Annotated in this window: 19 protein-coding genes and 1 pseudogene; 13 read left to right on the top strand and 7 right to left on the bottom strand. The window is 70.7% G+C overall.

Annotation, left to right across the window (positions count from 1 at the left end; all coding sequences use genetic code 11):
* Nucleotides 1–112: 112 nt before the first annotated feature.
* Nucleotides 113–538, top strand: a complete 426-nt coding sequence (locus AB0O15_RS30405; RefSeq protein ID WP_364325232.1) for a 50S ribosomal protein L11 — start codon at nt 113–115, stop codon at nt 536–538.
* Nucleotides 539–567: 29 nt separating this feature from the next.
* Here the strand turns inward: AB0O15_RS30405 and AB0O15_RS30400 are convergent, their stop codons facing one another.
* Complete coding sequence (locus tag AB0O15_RS30400; protein WP_364325229.1) at nt 568–1,191, bottom strand: ATP-dependent Clp protease proteolytic subunit; 624 nt, start codon at nt 1,189–1,191, stop codon at nt 568–570.
* Between the two features lie 94 nt (nt 1,192–1,285).
* Here AB0O15_RS30400 and AB0O15_RS30395 point away from each other — a divergent pair, with 94 nt between their 5' ends.
* From AB0O15_RS30395 to AB0O15_RS30375, 5 genes are read left to right on the top strand one after another with little or no spacing between them, the layout of a single operon-like run.
* A complete protein-coding gene (locus AB0O15_RS30395; protein ID WP_364325226.1) occupies nt 1,286–1,996 on the top strand; it encodes a GntR family transcriptional regulator in 711 nt (236 codons plus the stop codon).
* A 31-nt stretch (nt 1,997–2,027) separates the two neighbouring features.
* The gene (locus tag AB0O15_RS30390) at nt 2,028–3,521 is read left to right on the top strand and encodes an NCS1 family nucleobase:cation symporter-1 (protein ID WP_364325223.1); all 1,494 of its coding nucleotides are present in this window, start codon (nt 2,028–2,030) and stop codon (nt 3,519–3,521) included.
* On the top strand, nt 3,511–4,242 hold the full coding sequence (locus tag AB0O15_RS30385; RefSeq protein WP_364325220.1) for an aspartate/glutamate racemase family protein: 732 nt from the start codon (nt 3,511–3,513) through the stop codon (nt 4,240–4,242). Before AB0O15_RS30390 ends, AB0O15_RS30385 begins: the two co-directional genes overlap by 11 nt.
* 53 nt (nt 4,243–4,295) lie before the next feature.
* Complete coding sequence (locus AB0O15_RS30380) at nt 4,296–4,535, top strand: type II toxin-antitoxin system Phd/YefM family antitoxin (protein WP_364325217.1); 240 nt, start codon at nt 4,296–4,298, stop codon at nt 4,533–4,535.
* Between the two features lie 2 nt (nt 4,536–4,537).
* Nucleotides 4,538–4,951: a type II toxin-antitoxin system VapC family toxin gene (locus tag AB0O15_RS30375; protein WP_364325214.1), complete on the top strand. Its 414-nt coding sequence runs from the start codon at nt 4,538–4,540 to the stop codon at nt 4,949–4,951.
* A 39-nt stretch (nt 4,952–4,990) separates the two neighbouring features.
* Here AB0O15_RS30375 and AB0O15_RS30370 read toward each other — a convergent pair whose 3' ends face one another.
* A complete protein-coding gene (locus AB0O15_RS30370; RefSeq protein ID WP_364325550.1) occupies nt 4,991–5,578 on the bottom strand; it encodes a DUF998 domain-containing protein in 588 nt (195 codons plus the stop codon).
* Between the two features lie 191 nt (nt 5,579–5,769).
* Between AB0O15_RS30370 and AB0O15_RS30365 the strand changes: the two genes are divergently transcribed.
* The gene (locus AB0O15_RS30365; RefSeq protein ID WP_364325211.1) at nt 5,770–6,435 is read left to right on the top strand and encodes a hypothetical protein; all 666 of its coding nucleotides are present in this window, start codon (nt 5,770–5,772) and stop codon (nt 6,433–6,435) included.
* Here AB0O15_RS30365 and AB0O15_RS30360 read toward each other — a convergent pair whose 3' ends face one another.
* The gene (locus tag AB0O15_RS30360; protein ID WP_364325208.1) at nt 6,436–7,665 is read right to left on the bottom strand and encodes a phytase; all 1,230 of its coding nucleotides are present in this window, start codon (nt 7,663–7,665) and stop codon (nt 6,436–6,438) included.
* A 102-nt stretch (nt 7,666–7,767) separates the two neighbouring features.
* Between AB0O15_RS30360 and AB0O15_RS30355 the strand changes: the two genes are divergently transcribed.
* The gene (locus AB0O15_RS30355) at nt 7,768–10,509 is read left to right on the top strand and encodes an alpha-amylase family glycosyl hydrolase (protein WP_364325205.1); all 2,742 of its coding nucleotides are present in this window, start codon (nt 7,768–7,770) and stop codon (nt 10,507–10,509) included.
* A gap of 45 nt (nt 10,510–10,554) precedes the next feature.
* Here AB0O15_RS30355 and AB0O15_RS30350 read toward each other — a convergent pair whose 3' ends face one another.
* Entirely contained in the window at nt 10,555–12,225 is a 1,671-nt protein-coding gene (locus AB0O15_RS30350; protein ID WP_364325202.1) for a caspase family protein, read from the bottom strand.
* Nucleotides 12,225–12,608 carry a hypothetical protein gene (locus AB0O15_RS30345; RefSeq protein ID WP_364325199.1) on the bottom strand — a complete coding sequence of 128 codons (384 nt, stop codon included), beginning with the start codon at nt 12,606–12,608 and terminating at the stop codon, nt 12,225–12,227. Before AB0O15_RS30345 ends, AB0O15_RS30350 begins: the two co-directional genes overlap by 1 nt.
* Before the next feature lie 76 nt (nt 12,609–12,684).
* Between AB0O15_RS30345 and AB0O15_RS30340 the strand changes: the two genes are divergently transcribed.
* Complete coding sequence (locus AB0O15_RS30340) at nt 12,685–12,921, top strand: hypothetical protein (RefSeq protein ID WP_364325197.1); 237 nt, start codon at nt 12,685–12,687, stop codon at nt 12,919–12,921.
* A gap of 282 nt (nt 12,922–13,203) precedes the next feature.
* On the top strand, nt 13,204–13,434 hold the full coding sequence (locus AB0O15_RS30335; protein ID WP_364325194.1) for a hypothetical protein: 231 nt from the start codon (nt 13,204–13,206) through the stop codon (nt 13,432–13,434).
* Nucleotides 13,435–13,514: 80 nt separating this feature from the next.
* On the opposite strand, the gene AB0O15_RS30330 is transcribed toward AB0O15_RS30335, so the two are convergent.
* Nucleotides 13,515–14,174, bottom strand: coding sequence for an MBL fold metallo-hydrolase (locus AB0O15_RS30330; protein WP_364325547.1), 660 nt, complete (start codon nt 14,172–14,174; stop codon nt 13,515–13,517).
* Complete coding sequence (locus AB0O15_RS30325; protein ID WP_364325191.1) at nt 14,171–14,875, bottom strand: maleylpyruvate isomerase family mycothiol-dependent enzyme; 705 nt, start codon at nt 14,873–14,875, stop codon at nt 14,171–14,173. Before AB0O15_RS30325 ends, AB0O15_RS30330 begins: the two co-directional genes overlap by 4 nt.
* A gap of 201 nt (nt 14,876–15,076) precedes the next feature.
* Here AB0O15_RS30325 and rsgA point away from each other — a divergent pair, with 201 nt between their 5' ends.
* The 3 genes and pseudogenes from rsgA to uvrA form a co-directional block, all read left to right on the top strand.
* Nucleotides 15,077–16,090: a ribosome small subunit-dependent GTPase A gene (rsgA, locus tag AB0O15_RS30320; RefSeq protein ID WP_364325188.1), complete on the top strand. Its 1,014-nt coding sequence runs from the start codon at nt 15,077–15,079 to the stop codon at nt 16,088–16,090.
* A gap of 67 nt (nt 16,091–16,157) precedes the next feature.
* A complete protein-coding gene (locus tag AB0O15_RS30315) occupies nt 16,158–17,870 on the top strand; it encodes a hypothetical protein (RefSeq protein WP_364325185.1) in 1,713 nt (570 codons plus the stop codon).
* Nucleotides 17,871–18,008: 138 nt separating this feature from the next.
* Nucleotides 18,009–20,912 (top strand): annotated as a pseudogene (gene uvrA / locus AB0O15_RS30310) (excinuclease ABC subunit UvrA); the annotation flags it as partial.
* Between the last annotated feature and the right edge of the window lie 647 nt (nt 20,913–21,559).

Genomic DNA, 21,559 nt, shown 5'->3' with positions numbered 1-21,559 from the left:
TTTTGACCCTCTTCTGGGCGCCGCTGTAAGGTCTCGGGGTTGTTGTGCGTTCAGATGCTCGCGAGGCTCCGACTTTCGGCCCGTGCAGCACACCAGAAGGAGCCTGAAAGCAATGCCGCCCAAGAAGAAGACCCATGAGGTAACCCTCGCGCTTGAGGCGGGTAACGCCGCGATGGTCGACCTCGGAAAGATGCTCGGCCCGACCGGCGCCAACATGCGCGCCGTCAAGGTGGAGTACGACGAGGCCACCTCGAAGAACCGGGGCGAGATCATCCCGGTCATCGTCTCGGTGTTCGAGGACCGCTCGCACCAGCTGACCTACAAGACGCCGCCGACCAGCTTCCTGATCCGCAAGGCGCTGGGTATCCAGTCGGGCGCGTCGAACCCGCTGACCCAGACCGTCGGCACGTTGAGCCAGGACCAGGTGCGGTCGATCGCCGAGCGCAAGATGCCCGACATCAACGCCAACGACATGGACGCCGCGGTCAAGATCGTCGCCGGCACGGCCCGTTCGATGGGTGTCAAGGTCGCTGAGTAACCAGCTTCGGACTGCGGGGCCCGCCTGATTCAGGCGGGCCCTTTGTCGTCGCCGACGATGGTCTCGATCAGGCCGTAGTCGCGGGCCTCGGTGGCGCTCATGACGCGGCCGGTGGACAGGTCGTCCTCGATGCGGCTGCGGGTCTGGCCGGTCATCTCGACCAGCCGCAGCACCATCTCTTCCAGCTCGCGCAGGTGTTGGCCGGCGGCGGACGCGACCTCGTCGGCGGTGCCGGTGACGCCGGCCGTGCGCGGCTCGGTGAGCCGGAAGCGGGCATGGCGGTAGGCCGACCGCTGACTGGCCGCGGCCAGCACCGCGAGCGTCGCCCCGCCGGCCTCGCTGGTGACCACCGCGTGCACCGGCGAGATCATCGCGTCGATCACGTCGGTGATCGCGTGGGCGGCGCCGAGCTCGCCGCCGGGGCTGGCCACGTGCAGTTGGACCGGGGCGGGGCCGGCCGCGTCGAGGGTGAGCAGGGCGGCCGCGATGCCGGTGGCGTCGCCGGCGGTCAGCGCGCCGCGCACCATGACGATCCGCTGGTCGAAGAGGCGTTCCTCGAGCCAGCCGGGCACCTGGGCGCCCGGGCCGGGGACCGGGGGCGGGGACCACGGGTCGGTGGGCCGGTCGGGTCGCGGTTGCCAGCGAACGTCCATCGCTCGAATCTAGCCAGCCGGCCGGCCGAACGCGGAGGGCTTCCGCTGTGGGCGGACGAAACGCATCGATAATCAGCAGCGCTTAGGGTGAGGCATGCCTGGTCCGCGACGGCGATCGATCCTGATCTCGCGGCTCGCGGACAAGCCCGTCGGCAGCCCGCAGAGCGTGATCCTGGATGAGGTGCGCGCGGCCATCCTCGACGGTGAGGTGCCGCCGGGTTCGCCGATCCCGGTCGATCAGGTCGCGGCCGCGTTCGGGGTGAGCCGGATCCCCGTACGCGAAGCCTTGATGACCTTGATCGGTGAAGGTCTGGTCGATCATCGGCCGAACGGCGGCTACCGGGTCGCGATGATGACGGCGCGGGAGTTCGGCGAGTTCTACCTGGTGCGCGAGGCCCTGGAGACGGCGGCGCTGCGGGCGGCGGTGGCGCTGGCCGGCCCGGACGACGACGTGTCGGCCCGGGAGGCGCACGCCGCGCTCGACGCCGCCGTGACGCTGGGCGACGTGCGGGCGCATCATCGGGAGAGCCGCCGGTTCCATCTGGCGCTGATCCGCCCGTGCCGGATGAGCCGGTTGCTGCACATGCTGGACACGGCGTGGAACATGACCGAGCCGCTGCAGCCGATGTCCCATCTGGAGAGCGTCGAGCGGGAGTCGTTGCACGGCGACCACGCGGAGATGCTGGCGGCGTTCGGCGACCGGGACACCGACCGGCTGCTGGCCGTCTGCGCGGCTCATCATCGGCGGTTGCAGGCGTTCATGGCCACGTTGTCGACCCGGGAAGATATACCGTTCCAGTCATAATCCCGTAACAGTCCGTTCTTAGTTTGACCCCATGGCCGACATCATTGAGGCCGCCGGACATCCGGTGGGCAGCGGATTCATCAAGCCGGAGTACGACCCCCGGCTCTCCAACGAGGACCTCGCCCCGCTGCGGAAACAGACGTGGGGCTCGTACAACATCTTCGCGTTCTGGATGTCCGACGTACACAGCGTCGGCGGGTACGTGACCGCGGGCAGCCTCTTCGCCCTGGGCCTGTCGAGCTGGCAGGTGCTGGTGGCGCTGGTCGTCGGCATCACGATCGTCTACTTCTTCTGCAACCTGGTCGCCCGGCCCAGCCAGGTCACCGGCGTGCCGTACCCGGTGATCAACCGCTCGTCGTTCGGCGTGCTCGGTGCCAACGTGCCGGCGATCATCCGCGGGCTGATCGCGGTCGCCTGGTACGGCATCCAGACCTACCTCGCGTCGGCCGCCCTCGACGTGGTGGTCCTCAAGCTGTTCCCGTCGCTGATGCCCTACGCCGACGTCGGCCAGTACGGCTTCCTCGGGCTGCCGCTGCTCGGCTGGTGCACGTACGCGCTGCTCTGGGTCCTGCAGGCCGCCGTGTTCTGGACCGGCATGGAGACGATCCGCCGGTTCATCGACTTCTGCGGGCCGGCCGTCTACGTGGTGATGTTCGTGCTCTGCGGCTACCTGATCCACAAGGCCGGCTGGGGCTCGATCAACCTGACCCTGGGCGACGTCAAGTACAAGGGCTGGTCCGCGGTGCCGGTCATGCTCGGCGCCATCGCGCTCGTGGTCTCGTACTTTTCCGGGCCGATGTTGAACTTCGGGGATTTCTCCCGGTACGGCAAGAGCTTCACCGCGGTCAGGCGCGGCAACCTGCTCGGCCTGCCGGTCAACTTCCTGGTGTTCTCGCTGCTGGTCGTGGTCACCGCGTCGCTGACCATCCCGGTCTTCGGCGAGCTGATCACCGACCCGGTGGCGACGGTGTCCCGGATCGACTCCACCTTCGCGATCGTGCTGGGCGCCCTGACCTTCACCATCGCCACGATCGGCATCAACATCGTCGCCAACTTCATCTCGCCGGCCTTCGACTTCTCCAACGTCAGCCCGCAACGCATCAGCTGGCGGGCCGGCGGGATGATCGCCGCGGTCGGCTCGGTGCTGATCACCCCGTGGAACCTCTACAACAACCCCGACGTCATCCACTACACGCTGGAGACGCTGGGCGCCTTCATCGGCCCGCTGTTCGGCGTGCTGATCGCCGACTACTACCTGATCCGGCGGCAGAAGGTCGACGTGGACGACATGTTCACGATGGACCCGGGCGGCCGCTACCACTACCACAAGGGCTACAACCCGGCGGCGATCATCGCCACCGCGGTCGGCGCGATCATCGCGGTGATCCCGGTGCTGTGGGCCGGCGGGCCCGGCATGCACGACATCGCCCAGTACAGCTGGTTCATCGGCTGCGGCCTCGGCTTCGTCACCTACTACCTGCTGGCGCCGGTCTACCGGGTGCGGGAACTGTCCCGTGTTGATTAGGGTCATCAACCCCAACACCACGGCGTCGATGACGGCGCTGATCGAGCGGAGCGCCCGGGCCGTCGCCGGCCCGGGCACCGTGATCGAGGCGGTCACCTCGCCGATGGGGCCGGCCTCGATCGAGAGCCACTACGACGAGGCGCTGGCGGTGCCCGGCCTGCTGGCCTCCCTGTCTTCTTCGTCCGCCCCGCCTGACGCTTTTGTGCTGGCCTGCTTCGGCGACCCCGGCCTGGACGCGGCCCGGGAGGTGGCCCGCGGTCCGGTGATCGGGATGGCCGAGGCGGCGATGCACGCGGCGGGCTTCCTCGGGCGGGGCTTCAGCGTGGTCACCACGCTCGACCGCACCAAGGGCCGGGCCTGGGAGCTGGCCGCGCGTTACGTCCCGCCCGGGGCCTGCCGCGGGGTGTACGCCTGCGACATCCCGGTGCTCGCGCTGGAGTCCGACCCTGCGGTGCTCGAGCGGGTGGTGGATCTGGCGCGTACGGCCCTGGACCGCGACGGATCGGACGTGATCGTGCTGGGCTGCGCCGGCATGGCCGACCTCTGCGCCGCGGTGTCGACCGAGCTGGGTGTCCCGGTCATCGACGGGGTGGCCGCGGCCGTGACGATGGCCGAGGCGCTGATCCGGCTGGGCGCCACCACCTCCACCCGGGGCGAGTACGCCCCACCGCCGCCGAAGTTGTACACAGGCGCCCTCGAGGACTTCGGGATTTCTGTCTAGTCTGTCTAGGCGATGCTATTCTCGTCGGTGGGGGTAGCCGAATGATCTGGCAGGTGCAGGATGCGAAGCAGAGATTCAGCGAGTTGTTGCGGGCCGCTGAGGCCGGCGAACCGCAGATCGTCACGAAACATGGCGAGCAGGTGGCCGTGATGATCGACATCGTGGAATACCGGCGGCTGCGCGGCGAGACCGTCGGGTTCATGCAATTCCTCCAGTCCGGTCCGACGATCGACGGCGACCTCGACATCGAACGCTCGTCGGCCCCGCCCCGCGACCTTGACCTCGGCGGCTGAGCGTGGCCTTCCTGCTGGACACCAACGTGGTGTCCGAGATGCGCAAGAGCAGACCCGATCGCAACGTGGTGGCCTGGTTCCGGGACAACTCCGCGGCCGTGGCCTACATCAGCGTGCTCGTCGTGGGGGAGATCCGCCGCGGGATCGAACTGACCCGCCCGGGCGACCAGGGCCGGGCCGACGCGCTCGACTCGTGGCTCGATCAGCTGGTCAAGGTCTACCAGGACCGCGTCCTGCCGGTGTCGGTGGCCGCGGCCGAAGAGTGGGGCCGGCTGCTCGCGGTCCCACAGCCACCGCCGGTGGTCGACGCGCTGATGGCCGCGACGGCGAAAGCCCACCGGCTCACGCTGGTCACGCGCAACGTCAAGGACGTCGAGCGGACCGGGGTCGCCGTGGTCAATCCGTTCGAGACATAGCCGGCATGGGGGCGTAGCCGCCGTTCGGGCGTGACCGGGCTACCCCGTTGGAGTGACACGGCGGCGGCTGATCGCCAGCAGGGCCAGCCAGAGGAAGCCGGTCGACAGGCACAGGCGTTGCCACAGGCCGGCCGTCGTGGCCCAGGGGTCGACGCCGAAGAAGCCGAGCATCGCCACGCCGAACAGCGTCGCGAAGGCCAGGGCGCTCACCATCGAGTAGACGGCGAAACCCCGGCGGGCGAAGGTGATCGCGGCGGCCACCATGGCCAGCGTCAGCGCGGCGAAACCGGGCAGCGCGAAGGCCAGGTTGTGCAGCTGGCCGTGCCACGTCAAGACGGTCGCGCCGACCGGGTCGGACCGGAGGACACCCGCGCCGATCAGCCCGATTCCGCAGGTCACGACCAATGCGGGGACGGCGGCCGCACCCCGGCCGGGGCGCAGGCTGCGGCGCAGGCCGATCGCGAACAGCACGACCAGCAGTCCACACACGACGAAGTTCGCGACCTGGGCCCAGCCGAGCGGGCCGAGAGCGAGCGAGCTGACCGGGTGGCGCACGACCGAGTAGCCGTCGCCGTGGACGGCGCCCAGCACCAGGTGGCCGGCGGTGAAGAGCGGGCCGGCGAGCAGGCCGAGGGCGAGCAGCCGGCTGGGGCGTGACGGGGCCGCGCGGGGGTCGCGGCGGCCACCTTGGTCAACACGGTCATGGCGTCAACCGTAGTTGACACGGGCCATGGGTGTCAACGTTGGTTGACGCGGGCCGTCCGTCAGTCACCGGCCGAGGAGAGACAGAGCCGTCCACGACCTCGGAGAGACCGCAGATGACCGAGTGCGACCAACGCAACGAGAGGCGCCCGTCGACCGGGCGCCGGACCAACGTCATCGCCATCGGGGTGGCGGTCGTGGCCGTGCTGGTGGCCGTCGCCGCCTGGATGGTTCCCGGCAGCGAGCCCCAGGCGTCGCCCGGCTCGACCATCACGGTGCCGGCCACGACAACGGCCGAGCCCTCGCCGCCGCCCCTGGAAAGCGCGGAACCCACGGAGAGCGCGGACCCCAGCGAGCCTGCCGCCGACCCGTCCTCCAGCGAGTCCGCCCCGGTGGACGCAGTGGCCGGAGCGGAACCGCGGCGGGCCGAGAGCATCACGCTGAACAACGGATACGTGGTGGATCTGGACACCGACAACCCGAACTGGAACGTGCGCGACTACTGCGACAACTGCGATCTGGACTTCGACAACGGGTTCATCAACAAATGGGGAGGCGGCCTGTCGAGGTTGCAGCCGGGCGACCCGGGCACCCTGGCGACCTGTGAAGCCGCCACCGCCTACACCGAGGTGATCGGGCGGCGGGAACTGAAGCCGGGTTTCCGCTTCTGCGTGGCGGGGCGGAACAGCAGGGCTCTCATCGAGGTCACCAAGGCGAACAACATGAGCGACGACTTCGTCGGCGACGACTCGGTGATCTTCGACGTGAAGGCGTGGTTCTGATCAGACCGCGCGTAGCCAGCTTGGCTGGACGAGTTTCCGCCAGTCCACGACCTTGAAGTTGGTGCTGACCCGGCCCTCGTCCGGCGTGTTCTCGCCGTCGTGCAGCACGAGCAGGCCGCGCGGATAGCCCGGCAGCGGCACCGCGGTAGCGGCCGCGCCGTCGGAGTGCTGAACCCCGTCGACCCGCGGGCCGTCAGCCACGACGAAGTTACCAACTAGTCGGTTGGTACGTCGGTCGTACACGAAGAACGTGCTGTCGCCCTGGCCGCTGACCAGCAGATAGCCCTCGCCGCGGCCGGTCGGGTAGATCGTCGCGCCCTCGACGTCGGCGTGGATCCGCCCGCCCTCGCACGGGTCCACGCCGAGCACGCACTCCTCGGTCGACGGGTCGTACGTCGCCGGCACGCCGAACTCGGCCGTGCGCTCGACGATGGATCGCCGGCCGAACCGCCCGTCGGGGCTCAGCCCGATCCGCCACAGCCCGACATCCTCCTGACCCGCGTAGAGCACGTTCCGGTCGGCGTCCACGACCATGCCCTCGACCTGCGGGTCCTCACCCGGCTCGGCGCAGGGCGTCCACGAGCTGCCGTCCCGCAGCGTGAACGCCTTCGGCAGGTCGAGCGTGTCCACCTTCCGGTAGGTCACCCGATCCTTCTTCGCCACCAGCTCGAACGTGCCCAGCCGGGTGGCGTGGCGGCGGCTGACCACCGCGACGGCGCCGCGCATGGCCAGCCCGTACCCGGTCGCCTGCGCCCCGACCTCGGCCTGGTCCCGCGAGAACAGCAGCGGGGCGTCGCCGACGGTGACGTCGGCCAGCTTCGCCGCGACCGGGTCGATGCGATAGACCCGGAGCTGGTCGCGGCCGCGGTCGGTGACCACGGCCAGATCGGTACGCCGGCCGCCCAGCCGGAACCCGCTGACGACGTCCACGTTGTTGAAGCGTCCGCCGGCCGGGACCGGGATCGACTGCACCTCGCGTCCGCCCAGGTCGTACACCCGGAGTCCGCCGTTCTTGGCGGTACCGATGATCCGGGTGCGCGCCCGGTCCCACGGGTGGATCCAGATCGCCGGGTCGTCCGCGTCGGCGTCACCGCCCGCTTCGTCGTCGAAGAGCGCCGGCGTCTCCACCGCCGCGACGATCCTCCTCGGCGCGGAGGCGAGGGCCGGGACCGGCGCCACACCGGCGCCGGCGACCGCCAGAAGTACGACAAGTCCTGATCGAAGGCGCATGGCCGAACGCTCCCCCATCGATCTGACCACCACATGACCGTCACCTGAACGCGCCCTACGTGCTTGAATGTTTCCGCTGCGTTAAGCACGGGAGGAACCCACATGCGCATCCGCCGCGGTCTGGCCGTCCTGCTGTCCACCGTGCTCGCGGGCGGGGTGATCGCCACGGCCGCGCAGGCCGACGCCGGCCTCCCCGGCCGCCACGGGCTGCGCGCCCCGGTCACCGACGAGAACTTCTACTTCGTGATGGCCGACCGCTTCGCCAACGGCAGCGCCGCCAACGACCGCGGCGGGCTCGGCGACGACCCGCTGGTGTCCGGGTTCGACCCGGCCCGCAAGGGCTTCTACAACGGCGGTGACCTGGCCGGGCTGCGCGAGCGCATCGACTACATCCAGGGGCTGGGCACCACGTCGATCTGGCTGACGCCCAGCTTCAAGAACAAGGCGGTGCAGCTCGAGGACGGGCCGTCGGCCGGGTACCACGGCTACTGGATCACCGACTTCACCCAGATCGACCCGCACCTGGGCACCAACGCCGACCTCAAGGCGCTGATCGACGCCGCGCACCAGCGGGGCATGAAGGTCTACTTCGACATCATCACCAACCACACCGCCGACGTCATCGGGTACGAGGAAGGCGCGCGGCAGCCGTACGTGTCGAAGGACGTCTCGCCGTACCGCAGCGCCGCAGGCAAGGTCTTCGACGATCGTGACTATGCCGGGACGGGCGATTTCCCGACGCTCGACCCGGCGACCTCGTTCCCGTACACGCCGGTGCTCGACCCGGCCGAGCGCGACCTCAAGGTCCCGGCCTGGCTGAACGACGTCACGCTCTACCACAACCGCGGCGACACCACGTTCACCGGCGAGAACTCGCTCTACGGCGACTTCTTCGGCCTCGACGACCTGTTCACCGAACACCCACGCGTGGTGCGCGGCATGACCGACATCTACAAGACGTGGATCAGCGACTTCGGCGTGGACGGCTTCCGGATCGACACCATGAAGCACGTCAACGACGAGTTCTGGCAGCGGTTCGGCCCGGAGATCCTGCGGTTCGCCCGTGCGCACGGCAAGACCGAGTTCTTCATGTTCGGCGAGGTCTTCGACACCAGCCGGCCGTTCACCTCACACTTCACCACCACCGACAAGATGCAGGCCGTGCTCGACTTCCCGTTCCAGGAGGCGGCGCGCGACTACGCCTCGCGCGGGCGGCCGGCGGCGGCGCTCGGCGACTTCTTCACCGGCGACGACTGGTACACCGACGCCGACTCCAACGTCTACGAGCTGCCGACCTTCCTCGGCAACCACGACATGGGCCGGATCGGCGGCTTCGTGCGGGCCGACAACCCGGGCGCCGGCGACGCCGAATGGGTGGCTCGCGACCGGCTCGCGCACGAGCTGATGTACTTCTCCCGCGGCAACCCGGTCGTCTACTACGGCGACGAGCAGGGCTTCACCGGTCCCGGCGGCGACCAGGACGCGCGGCAGACGATGTTCGCCAGCCGGGTGCCCGACTACCTCGACGACGACCTGCTGGGCACGGACGCCACCCACGCGCAGGACAACTTCGTCGCCACCCATCCGCTCTACCGGGCCATCGGCGACCTGGCCACGCTCACCCGGCAGCACCCGGCGCTGCGCGACGGCGCCCACCAGCATCGGTACGCCGACCAGGACGCCGGCGTCTACGCCTTCTCCCGCGTCGACCGGCAACGGCAGCGCGAGTACGTGGTCGCGCTCAACAACAGCGAACAGCCGCGTACGGTCGCCGTCCCGACCTACCTCGCCCGTGGCGACTTCGCCGCGATCTACGGCGCGTCCGGTCGTTCCCGGTCGGCGGCCGACCGCCGCCTCACCGTCACCGTGCCGCCGCTGTCCACCGTGGTCTACCGATCCGCCGGCCGCATCCCGGCCGCCGGCCGGGCGCCCGCGGTGTCGCTCGACGCTCCCACCCCGGTGTCCGGGCGCATGCAGGTGACGGCCGACGTCGGGAGCGACTCGTTCAACGAGGTCACGTTCTACGCCAAGGCGGGTCGCGGCGACTGGAAGCCGATCGGCACCGACGACACCGCGCCGTACCGCGTCTTCCACGACGTCTCCGCCCTGCCCACCGCGACCAAGCTTCAGTACCGCGCGGTGGTCCTCGACAACGCCGGCCATACCCGGGCCTCGTCCCCGGTCTCCGCTACCGTGCCTTCGCCGACGATCACCATCGAGGCGCCCGCCGAGGCCGCCAACGTGCGTGGCACGGTCGAGGTGCGCGCGGTCGCCAACCCCGAACGGGCCTCCCACGTGGTCCGCTTCGAGCGCAGCGTCGACGGCGGGCGGTGGACCACGATCGGCCGCGACACGTCGTCGCCCGCGTACACCGTCTTCGACAACCTCGCGCCGCTCAACCTGGCGGCCGGCGCCCAGGTCCGCTACCGCGCGATCCTCGCCGAACCGGACGGCACCCGGGTGACCAGCGCGGTGCGCACCGTCCGGTACGCCGGGCCGCCGGTGACCGTGGCGACGCTGCGCTACCACCGCCCGGCCGGCGACTACGACGGCTGGGGCCTGCACCTGTGGGGCGACGGCATCGACCCGGCGACGCTGGCGCGGGTCGCGTGGGACCGGCCGCTGCCGCCGGCCCGGATCGCCGGCGGCTGGGCCGAGTTCGACATCCCGCTGACCGACGACACCAAGCCGGTCAACTTCATCATCCACACCCCGAGCGGCGACACCGTCCCCACCACCCGCGAACCCGGCGGCGACCGCTCCTTCACCCCGATCGACAACCCCCAGATCTGGCTCGTCCAGGGCGACCCCACGATCCACACCACCCCGCCGGCCACCACGTAGGGCCCGTTCTGCCGCTCTGGGCCCCGCCCCGCTCTCGGCTGATCGTCAGGACTGGCCCTGAGAGATGACGGGATCCGTCGATCCGGTCGTGTCCGGCCCCTTCGACACCGAGAGCGACACCGACCCACCGCACCCGTTCTCCGTGCCACCCGGCGGGTCCTGGCCGACCACCGTCCCCTCGGGCGCGGGGGAGAACACCTGCTCGATCCGAGCGGTGCGCCCGGCCGCGCTCAGCACGTCCCTGGCCGTGTCCACCGTCTGACCGATCACGTTGGGCACTTCGCACCGCGGGGGCGGATCGGTGGTCTTGTGCTTGGTGCCGACCGGGGGCACCTTGACCTCGTTGGTGGCCGCCGTGCCGCCCGTGGTCGCCGCGCTGGTCGCCGAAGCGGTCACCTCGACCAGCGACGGGATCGGCGTGGTCGGGCCCGACGGCGGTTCCCGGTCCCACCGCAGCGGCACCAGCGCGCCGGCGGTCAGGAGGACGGCCGCGGCGGCCACCACGAGCCACTTCTTCTTCCGTCGTCGGCCGCCGCCGGATTCCGCCGGGCGAGGAGGATCGGCCACGGCGTGCGGCATCGGGACCCGGGCCAGAACACGGGTCGGCGGCACGGGCGTGCGCGGCACGGTCGCGTCCGGCACGGTCGCGGTCGGCTCGGCCGTGGTGGGCGCCGGCCGGCTCGATCGCTCGACGGTGACGTGGATCCGGACCACCTGGGCCGTACCCGAATCGCGGTCTCGCACCACGACCTTGCCGCGGTTGGGGCCCGGGCGCGGGCGCAGGCCGATGGTCAGGCGACCGCCGCTCACCTCGGCGCTCAGCCAGGCGTCCGCGGTCTCGGCCGTGCAGTTCACGGGCGCGTCGGTGAGCGGGTAGATCTCGATCACTTCCGGGGTGAGCCGCTCGTCCGGCCCGACGTCGCGCAACGTGATCACGTTCTCGGACAGGACGAACGACGGATCGCCGGCGCGGGCGGCGGCCACGGCCGGAGCGGCCGGTACCGGGGCGGCGGGGCGTTTGGCCAGGGTGACCGCCGCGTCGCCGTCGAAGCGGCAGTGCGGGATCTGTTTCGTGGTGGCGGTCAGCTTCTTGCGGACGTAGTCGAAGATCTCGCGCAGGTCGAGGTAGCCGTCGCCGTCGCTGTCCTCGGCGGCGCCGAGCAGGCCGGTGACCAGATGTTCGGTGAACAGGCTGGTACCGGTCGGCACGGCCGCGTCGTTGGCCAGCGCCGTGCCCCGGGTGCTGGACACCACGTAGCGGCCGGGGCCGGCGAGCGGCGCCGAGACGTCGCCGCCCTTGAACATGCCGCTGCTGCAGCAGTCCAGGATGATCACGGTGCAGCGGGCCACCGACTGCTCGATGAACTCGTTGATCCGCACGTTGCTGACCGCGGTCCGGAGCAGCTTGTCCGACCGGGTGTTCCGGCCACAGAGGAAGAGCTGGTTGCGCTCGTCGAGCAGCCCATGACCGCTGTAGTAGAGCAGCAGCAGGTCGTCGCGGTGGGCCGCCGAGAAGAACGTGTCGAGCTCGTCGAGCAGGTCGTGCGAGCTGCGTTCGATGACCAGCCGGACGTTCTCCTCGGCGAAGACGCCGGTCGCCGGGTCGACGAGCGCGCGGTGCAGCCGGGCGACGTCCTTGGTCGGGGCGTTCAGCGGATTGAGGCCCGCGTCCGACTCGAACGCGCTGTTGCCGATGAGCAGGGCCCGGTACGTCATCACCGCTCCTTGGCGAGCTCCGTTGCCGCTGTGATGAGGGGCGCCAGGGCATCGGCCCCGGCGTTCTCGGCCGAGACGCGCACGGACCGGGGATTGCCCTCGGCGTCGGTGAAGGTCAGCTCGACCGAGCGGTGGCGGTCGCGCTTGACCCAGGTGGTGATCAGCTGGACGGCGACGCTGAACACGCCGGCCGAGCCCAGGGACAGGATGAGCTGGTCGACCGCGCCCTTCGTGCCGGGCACCGGCGTCCGGCGCACGCCCACCGCCCCGGTGTCCCGGCGAAGATCCCGCACGAGGGTGGCGGTCTGGGTGAGCCAGCGTGGATCGTCGTCGTCGTACCGGTCGTTGCTCGCGACCAGTCCGATCTCGAGGGTGTCAGGCATCGGCGCTCCACATGGACCGAGGGGGGTTCCTTCATCTGGCTAGAGAAGGGACACAAGATCGAAATACAGTGATCCCGTGCTGAGGTTCGTCGTCTCGCAACTGCGCGGCCGCCCTCGGCGTGTGCTGGCCATGCTGGCCGGCATCCTGGCCGCGACCACCGGGTTCATCGTGCTCAGCGGCTCGGCGACCACGTCGCAGATCCGCACCAAGGGCGCGCCCCTGGGGGACGGCGCCGACCTCGGGCCGCTCTACCAGCCGGGTGCGCCCAGCTACGACGCGGCCCGCTCGGCTACCTGTCCGCGCCGCCGCTGATCCTCACCAACCTGGCCGCGATCGACACCCTTCCTCTGCGGTACGAGCAGGAGGCCGCCCCGATCAGCGCCATCCGGGTCCGGGTGGCCGGCGTGACCGGCATGGACAGGGTCAGCCAGGAACGGGTCCGCCAGGTCGCGCACGACATCGCCGCCGGCACCGGCCTGGACGTGGACATCATGATCGGGTCGTCGCCGGCGCCGCAGACCGTGGAACTGCCGGCCGGCCGGCCGGTACGGGCGCCCGCTGCTCACCCTCAGCGAGCCGTGGTCCCGCAAGGGCGTGGCGGTCGCCATCGTGCAGGCCGCCGACCGCAAGGGCCTGCTGCTGTCCGGCCCGGTCCTGGTGGTCTGCGTGCTGTTCCTGGGCAACGCGGTGGCGGCGGCCATCATGGGCGAGGTGGCCCTGCCCGACCTGACCATCGTGGTGGCCACCCACGAGCACCAGGTGGCCGACCGCTGCGACCGGGTCCTCCGCCTCCACGACGGCCGCCTCACGGCCGACGACCGGTGACGCCGAACGGCTACCTCGGCAAGGGCTTCTTCAACGTGTGGACGATGTTTCCCTACTGCCAGAACGGATGAGAGCCGGGCTCACCAGCCGCGAGCGCGCCATTCGGGCAGGGCCGGGCGCTCGGCGCCCAGGGTCGAGTCCTTGCCGTGGCCCGGGTAGAACCAGGTGTCGTCGGGGAAGCGGCCGAACAGCTTCGACTCCACGTCGCCGATCAGGGACGCGAAGTTCTTCTTGTTGCCGCGGGTGTTGCCGACGCCGCCGGGGAACAGGGAGTCGCCGGTCCACAGGTGGGCGGTGCCGGACGGGTCGCGGTAGGCCAGGGTGATCGAGCCCGGGGTGTGGCCCACGATGTGGATCACCTCCAGGGTGCAGTCGCCGACCGCGATCGTCTCGCCGTCGGTCACCGTGCGGGTGACCACCGGGATCTCGGGCGCGTCGTCGGTGTGGGCCACCGACTCGGCGCCGGTCGCCCGCACCACCTCGGCCAGGGCGGCGGTGTGGTCGCCGTGGCGGTGGGTGGTGATCACCGCGGTCAGGCCGGCCGGGCCGATCAGGTCGAGGAGGCGGTCGGCCTCGTTGGCCGCGTCGATCAGCACCTGGCTGCCGTCGGCGGCGCACCGCAGCAGGTAGGCGTTGTTGTCCATCGGGCCGACCGACAGCTTGGTGATGGTCAGGCCGGGCAGCTCGCGGACGGCGGGCGCGCCGCCGGAGGTGACGTCGCCGGTGTAGTCGCTCATCATTTCCACCTCGGAACCACGGGAAGCTCGCCGTCGGGCGAGACGGTCAGGTCGGCGCCGTCGCCGCGGCCGGAGAGCCAGGCCGCGATCGAGCGGGTGGGCCCGCCCACCACGGGCGCGTCCGGGTCGCCGCCGATCAGCAGGGGATGGTCGATGCCGTACGGCCGGAGCACCGCCGCGAACCCGTCGTCGCCGAACCCGGTCACGATCTCTCTCAGCAGCCGCAGCGCGAAGGCGTCGGACCACTCGTCCGGACCGTACCCGGCGGCCAGGTCGACGTGGTGCACCTCCACCTCGCGCAGCCGGGCCCACGGGATCGCGGCCGCCGACTGGCCGGTCGGCTCGAGGAAGAACGTCCAGGCCTCGGCGGTCATCGTGGCCGCCGCGTCGGCGAAGCGCTCGTGCGACTCGCGGACATCGACGACCTGGTCGCGGAGGGACCGTTCGGCGCCACCCTCGATGCCTTCGGTGCGGGCCTGCGGCGACGCGTACGCGGGCGTCTCCACCCCGGTCCGGGCCCAGGTCAGCAGGTTGGTGTAAGCGTCGGCGTTGCGGGCCACATGGGTCAGCACGTGTCCCACGGTCCAGCCGGGCAACGCCGAGGGCCGGGAGACGGCCAACGGCTCGAGGCCCTCGGCGGTACGCAGGAGGCGCGCCGTGGCGGCCTCGACATCGGTCATCAGCACGAGCGGATCGATGGTCACGACGAAGACCCTATCCGCCGCGCCCCGAGCGCCCGCACCGGAATTCGCTTTCCCGCCGGTGAGAGCGCACGTACCGTCGGTTTCAGGACCTCGATCGGAGCTCGCGGAAGGGGGTGGGTCTCGTGCTGCGCGTCGTTGGTGCGTCCCGTCTGCCGGAGAGCTGGGGCTGACGCCCGTCTCTCCCTTTTACTAAGGGCTTCCATGAAACAGGACCTGTCCCAGCTCGGCTGGGACGATACGTTCGCATCCTCCTATCGACCCGCGACCGACTCACAACCCGCCCGGGTGCTGCGCGCCGAGCGTGGCGTCTGCACCGTCCTGGCCGCCGACGGCGTGCACCGCGCCTCGCTGGCCGGCGGGCTCCTGATCACCGCGGCCGGCGACCCGGCCCGGCTGCCGTGCTCCGGCGACTGGGTGGTGCTCCGGTTGTGGCCCGACCGGCGTACCACTGTGGAAGCCGTTCTGCCCCGGCGGACCACCCTGATCCGCCGGACCGCCGACAAGGACGCCGGCGGGCAGGTGCTGGCCGCGAACATGGACACCGTCGCCGTCGTCGAACCGATGCATCCGGCGCCGGACAGCGCCCGGATCGAACGGCTGCTGGCGCTGGCCTGGGAGTCGGGCGCCGAGCCGGTGCTGCTGCTCTCGAAGGCCGACACCGCTCGCGACCCCGCCGCCATCGCCCGGCAGATCGGCGAGATCGCTCCGGGCGTACCCGTGCACGCCGTGAGCGTGACCAAGCGCAAAGGTCTGGCCAAACTGCGAGCGCTGGTCCCGACCGGCCGCACCCTCGCCCTGCTGGGCCGGTCCGGCGCGGGCAAGTCGACGATCGTGAACGCGCTGGCCGGGGCCGATGTGATGCCGGTGCAGACGATCCGGACGGACGGCAAGGGACGGCATACGACCGCCTACCGCAACCTGGTGCCGGTGCCCGGCGGGGGAGCGGTGCTCGACACACCGGGCATCCGGGGCGTGGGCCTGCTCGACACCGAGTCGGGGCTGGATCAGGCGTTCGCGGACATCGCGGGGCTGGCGGTGTTCTGCCGGTTCGGTGACTGCCGGCACGAGGCCGAGCCGGCGTGTGCGGTGCGTGACGCGATCGCCACCGGCTCGCTGACCCGGCGCCGCCTCGACAGCTGGCGCAAACTGCACAAAGAGGTAGCCCTCGAGAGCGCCCGGCTGGCTGCCGCCGGACGGCGGAAGCGCCGCCTCTAGACTCCTCGGGGTGCAGGCCGATCTTTCTCCGGGCCCAGTTCGAACCGCCCGCGAGTGGTGGGCCTGGGTGAGCTTCCCGGCGCTGGCCGCCCTGGTGCTGATCCGGCTCTGGGCCGACCCGAGCGGCCGGGTGCTGTCGCACAACGACGACGACCACGGCTTCTTCCTCTTCGTGGTGGCGCACGGTGAACGGGTCCTGTTCCACGGGGACAACCCGTTCTTCTCCGACCGGCTGAACGTGCCGGACGGCGTCAACATCATGGCCAACACCACGGTCCTGGCCCTGACCCTGCCGGTCGCGCCGATCACCCACTTCCTCGGCGCCGCGGTCTCGGTGGTGCTGCTGCTCACGCTCGGCCTGGCCGGCACCGCGGCCGCCTGGTACTGGGTGTTCTCCCGGCACCTGGTGACCAGCCGGCTGGCGGCCTGGATCGGCGCGCTGTGGTGCGGCTTCTGCCCGGCGATGGTGTCGCACGCCAACGGGCACATCAACTTCGTCAGCCAGTTCGTGGTGCCGTTCATCGTCTGGCAGGTGATCCGGCTGCGTGAGCCGGGCCGCGCGGTGCGCGGCGGCGTCACGCTCGGTCTGCTGATCGTGCTGCAGGTCTTCATCAACGAGGAGGTCCTGCTCTTCGCGGCCCTCACGCTGGGTGTCTTCGTGATCGCGTACGCCCTGATGGCGCGCTCCGAGGCCAGGGCGGTGGCCGGCCGGGTCGCCGCGGGAGTCGGTGTCGCCGCGATCACCTCGGGCGTGCTCCTGGCGTACCCCCTGTGGTGGCAATTCACCGGGAAGGGCAGCTACCAGGGCCAGCCCTTCACCCCCGACGAGTACGTCACCGATCTGCTCTCGCTGGGCGCGTACGCCCGCCAGTCGCTGGCCGGCAACTCGTACGTGGCGGGCGTCCTCAGCGTCAGCGGAACCGAGGAGAACACCTTCTTCGGCCTGCCGCTGCTGGTCCTGCTGGTGATCGGGACGCGCCTGGTGTGGCGCTCGGTCGCCGCCCGCTCGGTGGCGATCGCCGGCCTGGTCATGCTTCTCGTCTCGATGGGCCCCCACCTGCGGGTCTCTGGCACGACCACGACGATCCCGCTGCCGTTCGGGCTGATCAGCCACCTGCCGGTGATCAACCTGGTCAGCGTGACCCGGTTCGCGATGGTCACGGCCACGGTCGTCGGCGTCCTGCTCGCCCTGATCATCGATCGGGGGGTACGCCTGACCGGCCGCTCGCGGCGCTGGTTCCTGATCGGGCTGGCCGTGGCGCTGGTCCCGGTGCTGCCCAAACCGCTGCCGACGATCCCGGCCGCGCCGCTGCCGCCGTTCATCGCCGACGGGATGTGGCGTGACTACGTCGCCGACGACCGCAGCCTGGTGCCGGTGCCGCTGCCCGAGGTCACCACGGGACGGGAGGCGATGCGCTGGGCCGGGCTCAGCAACCTGGCCTTCCGGGTGCCGCGCGGCTACTTCATGGGGCCGGCCGGTCCGCCCGGCAACCTTACCGGCTCCTGGAACGCGCCCCACCGGCCGACGTCGGTGCTGCTCTGGAAGGTTCGGGAGTACGGGCAGGTTCCGCCGTTGACCCCGGAGGACCGCTCGGCGGCCGTGGCGGACCTCACCTATTGGCGGGCCGCGGTGGTCGTGCTGGTGCCGGGAAGTCGTAACGTTGATGCGCTCGGCGTCACGCTGACCGATCTGCTCGGGCGCGATCCGCAGCAGGTCGGCGGGGTGCTGCTCTGGGACGTGCGGGATCTCCCGGTGCCTCCGCTTCGCTCCAACGAGTGACGGTTGGCCCGCCGGATCTGCGGGAATGTGCGTCAGGTGCACGACGCTGTACTGCGTCGGCCCGTTCTTGTCATACCTCGTGGCTAGAGTGGCCGCGATTCTGCTGACTCTCATACACATGTACGGAGCGCCTGCCTGATGGCCGACCGACTGATCGTCCGCGGCGCGCGGGAGCACAACCTCCGCGACGTCAACCTCGACCTGCCCCGCGACGCGCTGATCGTGTTCACCGGGTTGTCCGGTTCCGGCAAGTCGAGCCTCGCGTTCGACACCATCTTCGCCGAGGGCCAGCGGCGATATGTCGAGTCGCTGTCGTCGTACGCGCGGCAGTTCCTCGGGCAGATGGACAAGCCCGACGTCGACTTCATCGAGGGCCTGTCCCCGGCCGTCTCGATCGACCAGAAATCCACCTCGCGCAACCCGCGGTCGACCGTCGGCACGATCACCGAGGTGTACGACTACCTGCGGCTCCTCTTCGCCCGAACCGGCGTCCCGCACTGCCCGGTGTGTGGCGAGCGGATCAGCCGGCAGACCCCGCAACAGATCGTCGACCGGGTCCTCGCCATGGAGGAGGGCACCCGGTTCATGGTGCTCGCGCCGGTGGTCCGCGGCCGCAAGGGCGAATACGTCGACCTCTTCGGCGAACTGCAGGCCAAGGGGTACGCGCGAGCGCGCGTCGATGGCGTGGTCCACCCGCTGACCGAGCCGCCGAAGCTGAAGAAGCAGGAGAAGCACACCATCGAGGTGGTGGTCGACCGGCTCAGCGTCAAGGCGGCCAGCAAGCAGCGGCTGACCGACTCGGTGGAGTCCGCGCTCGGCCTGGCCGGCGGCATCGTCCTGCTCGACTTCGTCGACCTGCCCGAAGACGACCCGGCCCGCGAACGGCGCTTCTCCGAACACCTCGCCTGCCCCAACGACCACCCGCTGGCGATCGAGGACATCGAGCCCCGGGTCTTCTCCTTCAACGCGCCCTACGGCGCCTGCCCCGAGTGCACCGGCCTGGGCACCAAGAAAGAGGTCGACCCCGAGCTGATCATCCCGGACGAGGAGAAGAGCATCCGCGAGGGTGCGATCCAGCCCTGGTCCGGCGGCTCGACCCTGGAATACTTCCTGCGCCTGCTCGAAGCCCTCGGCAAGTCGGAGAAGTTCAGCGTCGACACCCCGTGGCGGCAGCTGCCGTCGAGGGCGCAGAAGACGATCCTGCACGGCTCGGAAGACCAGGTCCACGTCCGCTACCGGAACAAGTACGGCCGTGAGCGGTCCTACTACACCGGCTTCGAAGGCGTGATCCAGTGGATCGAGCGCCGGCACACCGACACCGAGAGCGACTGGTCGAGGGACAAGTACGAGGGCTACATGCGCGACGTGCCCTGCCCGACCTGCGGCGGCTCGCGGCTCAAGCCCGAGGTGCTCGCGGTGACCATCGCCGGCCGGAGCATCGCCGAGGTCTGCAACCTGTCCATCGGCGAGTGCGCCGAGCTGCTGTCGACCATCGAGCTCGACGACCGCCAGAAGATGATCGCCGAGCGGGTGCTCAAGGAGATCAACGCGCGGCTGCGGTTCCTGGTCGACGTCGGCCTCGACTACCTCTCCCTCGACCGCGGCGCCGGCACCCTCTCCGGCGGCGAGGCCCAACGCATCCGGCTCGCCACCCAGATCGGCTCCGGCCTGGTCGGCGTCCTCTACGTGCTCGACGAACCATCCATCGGCCTCCACCAGCGCGACAACCACCGGCTGATCGAGACGCTGGTCCGGCTGAAGAACCTCGGCAACACCCTGATCGTGGTCGAACACGACGAAGACACCATCCGCACGGCCGACTGGATCGTCGACATCGGCCCCGGCGCCGGCGAACACGGCGGCAACATCGTGCACAGCGGCTCGGTGAAGGGCCTGCTGGCCAACAAGCAGTCGCCGACCGGGGCCTACCTGTCCGGCCGCAAGAAGATCCCGCTGCCCGGCCACCGGCGTCCCCAGACGGCCGGGCGCGAGCTGGTCGTGCAGGGCGCGCGCGAACACAACCTGCGCAACCTGACCGTCGGCTTCCCGCTCGGGCAGTTCATCGCCGTCACCGGGGTCAGCGGCTCCGGCAAGTCGACGCTGGTCAACGACATCCTCTACACGGTTCTGGCCAACACCATCAACGGCGCGCGCATGGTGCCCGGGCGACACACCCGGATCAGCGGCATGGAACACGTCGACAAGGTGGTCGGCGTCGACCAGTCGCCGATCGGCCGCACACCACGGTCGAACCCGGCCACGTACACCGGCGTCTTCGACAACGTCCGCAAGCTCTTCGCCGAGACCACCGAGGCCAAGGTCCGCGGGTACGGCCCCGGCCGGTTCTCGTTCAACGTCAAGGGCGGCCGCTGCGAGAACTGCGCCGGCGACGGGACCATCAAGATCGAGATGAACTTCCTGCCCGACGTCTACGTCCCCTGCGAGGTCTGCAAGGGCGCCCGCTACAACCGCGAGACGCTCGAGGTGCACTACAAGGGCAAGACCATCTCCGAGGTGCTGGAGATGCCGATCGAGGAGGCGTCCGGCTTCTTCGAGGCCATCCCCGCCATCCACCGCCACCTCAAGACCCTGGTCGACGTGGGTCTCGGCTACGTACGCCTGGGTCAGCCCGCCCCCACCCTCTCCGGCGGCGAGGCGCAGCGCGTCAAGCTGGCGTCCGAGCTGCAGAAACGCTCGACCGGCCGCACGGTCTACGTGCTCGACGAGCCGACCACCGGCCTGCACTTCGAAGACATCCGCAAACTGCTGATGGTCCTCAACGGCCTGGTCGACAAGGGCAACACGGTGATCGTGATCGAGCACAACCTCGACGTGATCAAGACCGCCGACTGGCTGATCGACATGGGCCCCGAGGGCGGCAACAAGGGCGGCCTGGTCCTGGCCGCCGGCACGCCGGAGGAACTGGCCGAGGTGGTCGAGAGCCACACGGGCGCCTTCCTGCGGCCGGTCCTGGGCCTGTCCGGCGAGCCGGCCGGCTCGGCCAAGGCGGTGGCCCGGGCGGCCAAGGCCAACGGCGCCCGCCCCGCGGCCAAGTCGACCGCCGCGGCGGCGCTGGCGGGCGGCCGGCCGACGGCCACGGCGGCTGCGGCCAGATCGTCGGCCACTTCGTCGGCCACTTCGGCGCCGGCGAAGGCGCCGGCCAAGGCGGCGGTCGCGGCCAAGGCGGCGGTCGCGGCCAAGGCGTCGAACGGCAGCCGGACCACCACGGCCAAGGCGCCGGCCGCGGCCCGGACGCCGGCCGCCAAGTCGGCCGCGGCGGCCAAGCCCGCGGCGGCGAAGTCGGCTGCGGCCCCATCGGCGGCGGCCAAGTCGGCGTCTCCGGCGGCCGCCAAGGCTCCGGCCAAGAAGGCGCCCGCGCGCTCACGAGCCAAGACCTCCTCGTAGCCGACGTCTCACCAGCGAGCCCGCGCCGTGTGCGCGGGCTCGCTTTGTTTGCTCCCGTGGCATCTCTGGCTTCGCGTGGGGCTGCCCGCGCGGGCCCCGCTCGGGTGGCGGTCTCGCGCGTGGTGTGGCGGTCTCGCGCGTGGTGTGGCGGTCTCGCGCGTGGTGTGGCGGTCTCGCGCGTGGTGTGGCGGTCCCGCGCGTGGCGTGGCGGTCCCGCTCGTGTTGGTGTTCGGCTTGGCGGCCTGTGGACGACGGGTGGAAGTTGTCGTACCTCGGGCCTACGT

Origin of the sequence: Actinoplanes sp. NPDC089786, from assembly GCF_040684855.1 — a bacterium.
In the GTDB taxonomy this organism is placed as follows: Bacteria; Actinomycetota; Actinomycetes; order Mycobacteriales; family Micromonosporaceae; genus Actinoplanes.
The sequence above is the reverse complement of the archived record's forward strand: the minus strand, read 5'-3'. Positions and strand labels throughout refer to the sequence as shown.

Coding starts and splice junctions, on each gene's coding strand:
- AB0O15_RS30400 (WP_364325229.1), bottom strand. CDS start 1,191: ATGGACGTTCGCTGGCAACCGCGACCCGACCGGCCCACCGACCCGTGG.
- AB0O15_RS30405 (WP_364325232.1), top strand. CDS start 113: ATGCCGCCCAAGAAGAAGACCCATGAGGTAACCCTCGCGCTTGAGGCG.
- rsgA (WP_364325188.1), top strand. CDS start 15,077: ATGAAACAGGACCTGTCCCAGCTCGGCTGGGACGATACGTTCGCATCC.
- AB0O15_RS30350 (WP_364325202.1), bottom strand. CDS start 12,225: ATGACGTACCGGGCCCTGCTCATCGGCAACAGCGCGTTCGAGTCGGAC.
- AB0O15_RS30355 (WP_364325205.1), top strand. CDS start 7,768: ATGCGCATCCGCCGCGGTCTGGCCGTCCTGCTGTCCACCGTGCTCGCG.
- AB0O15_RS30330 (WP_364325547.1), bottom strand. CDS start 14,174: ATGATGAGCGACTACACCGGCGACGTCACCTCCGGCGGCGCGCCCGCC.
- AB0O15_RS30345 (WP_364325199.1), bottom strand. CDS start 12,608: ATGCCTGACACCCTCGAGATCGGACTGGTCGCGAGCAACGACCGGTAC.
- AB0O15_RS30365 (WP_364325211.1), top strand. CDS start 5,770: ATGACCGAGTGCGACCAACGCAACGAGAGGCGCCCGTCGACCGGGCGC.
- AB0O15_RS30395 (WP_364325226.1), top strand. CDS start 1,286: ATGCCTGGTCCGCGACGGCGATCGATCCTGATCTCGCGGCTCGCGGAC.
- AB0O15_RS30390 (WP_364325223.1), top strand. CDS start 2,028: ATGGCCGACATCATTGAGGCCGCCGGACATCCGGTGGGCAGCGGATTC.
- AB0O15_RS30360 (WP_364325208.1), bottom strand. CDS start 7,665: ATGCGCCTTCGATCAGGACTTGTCGTACTTCTGGCGGTCGCCGGCGCC.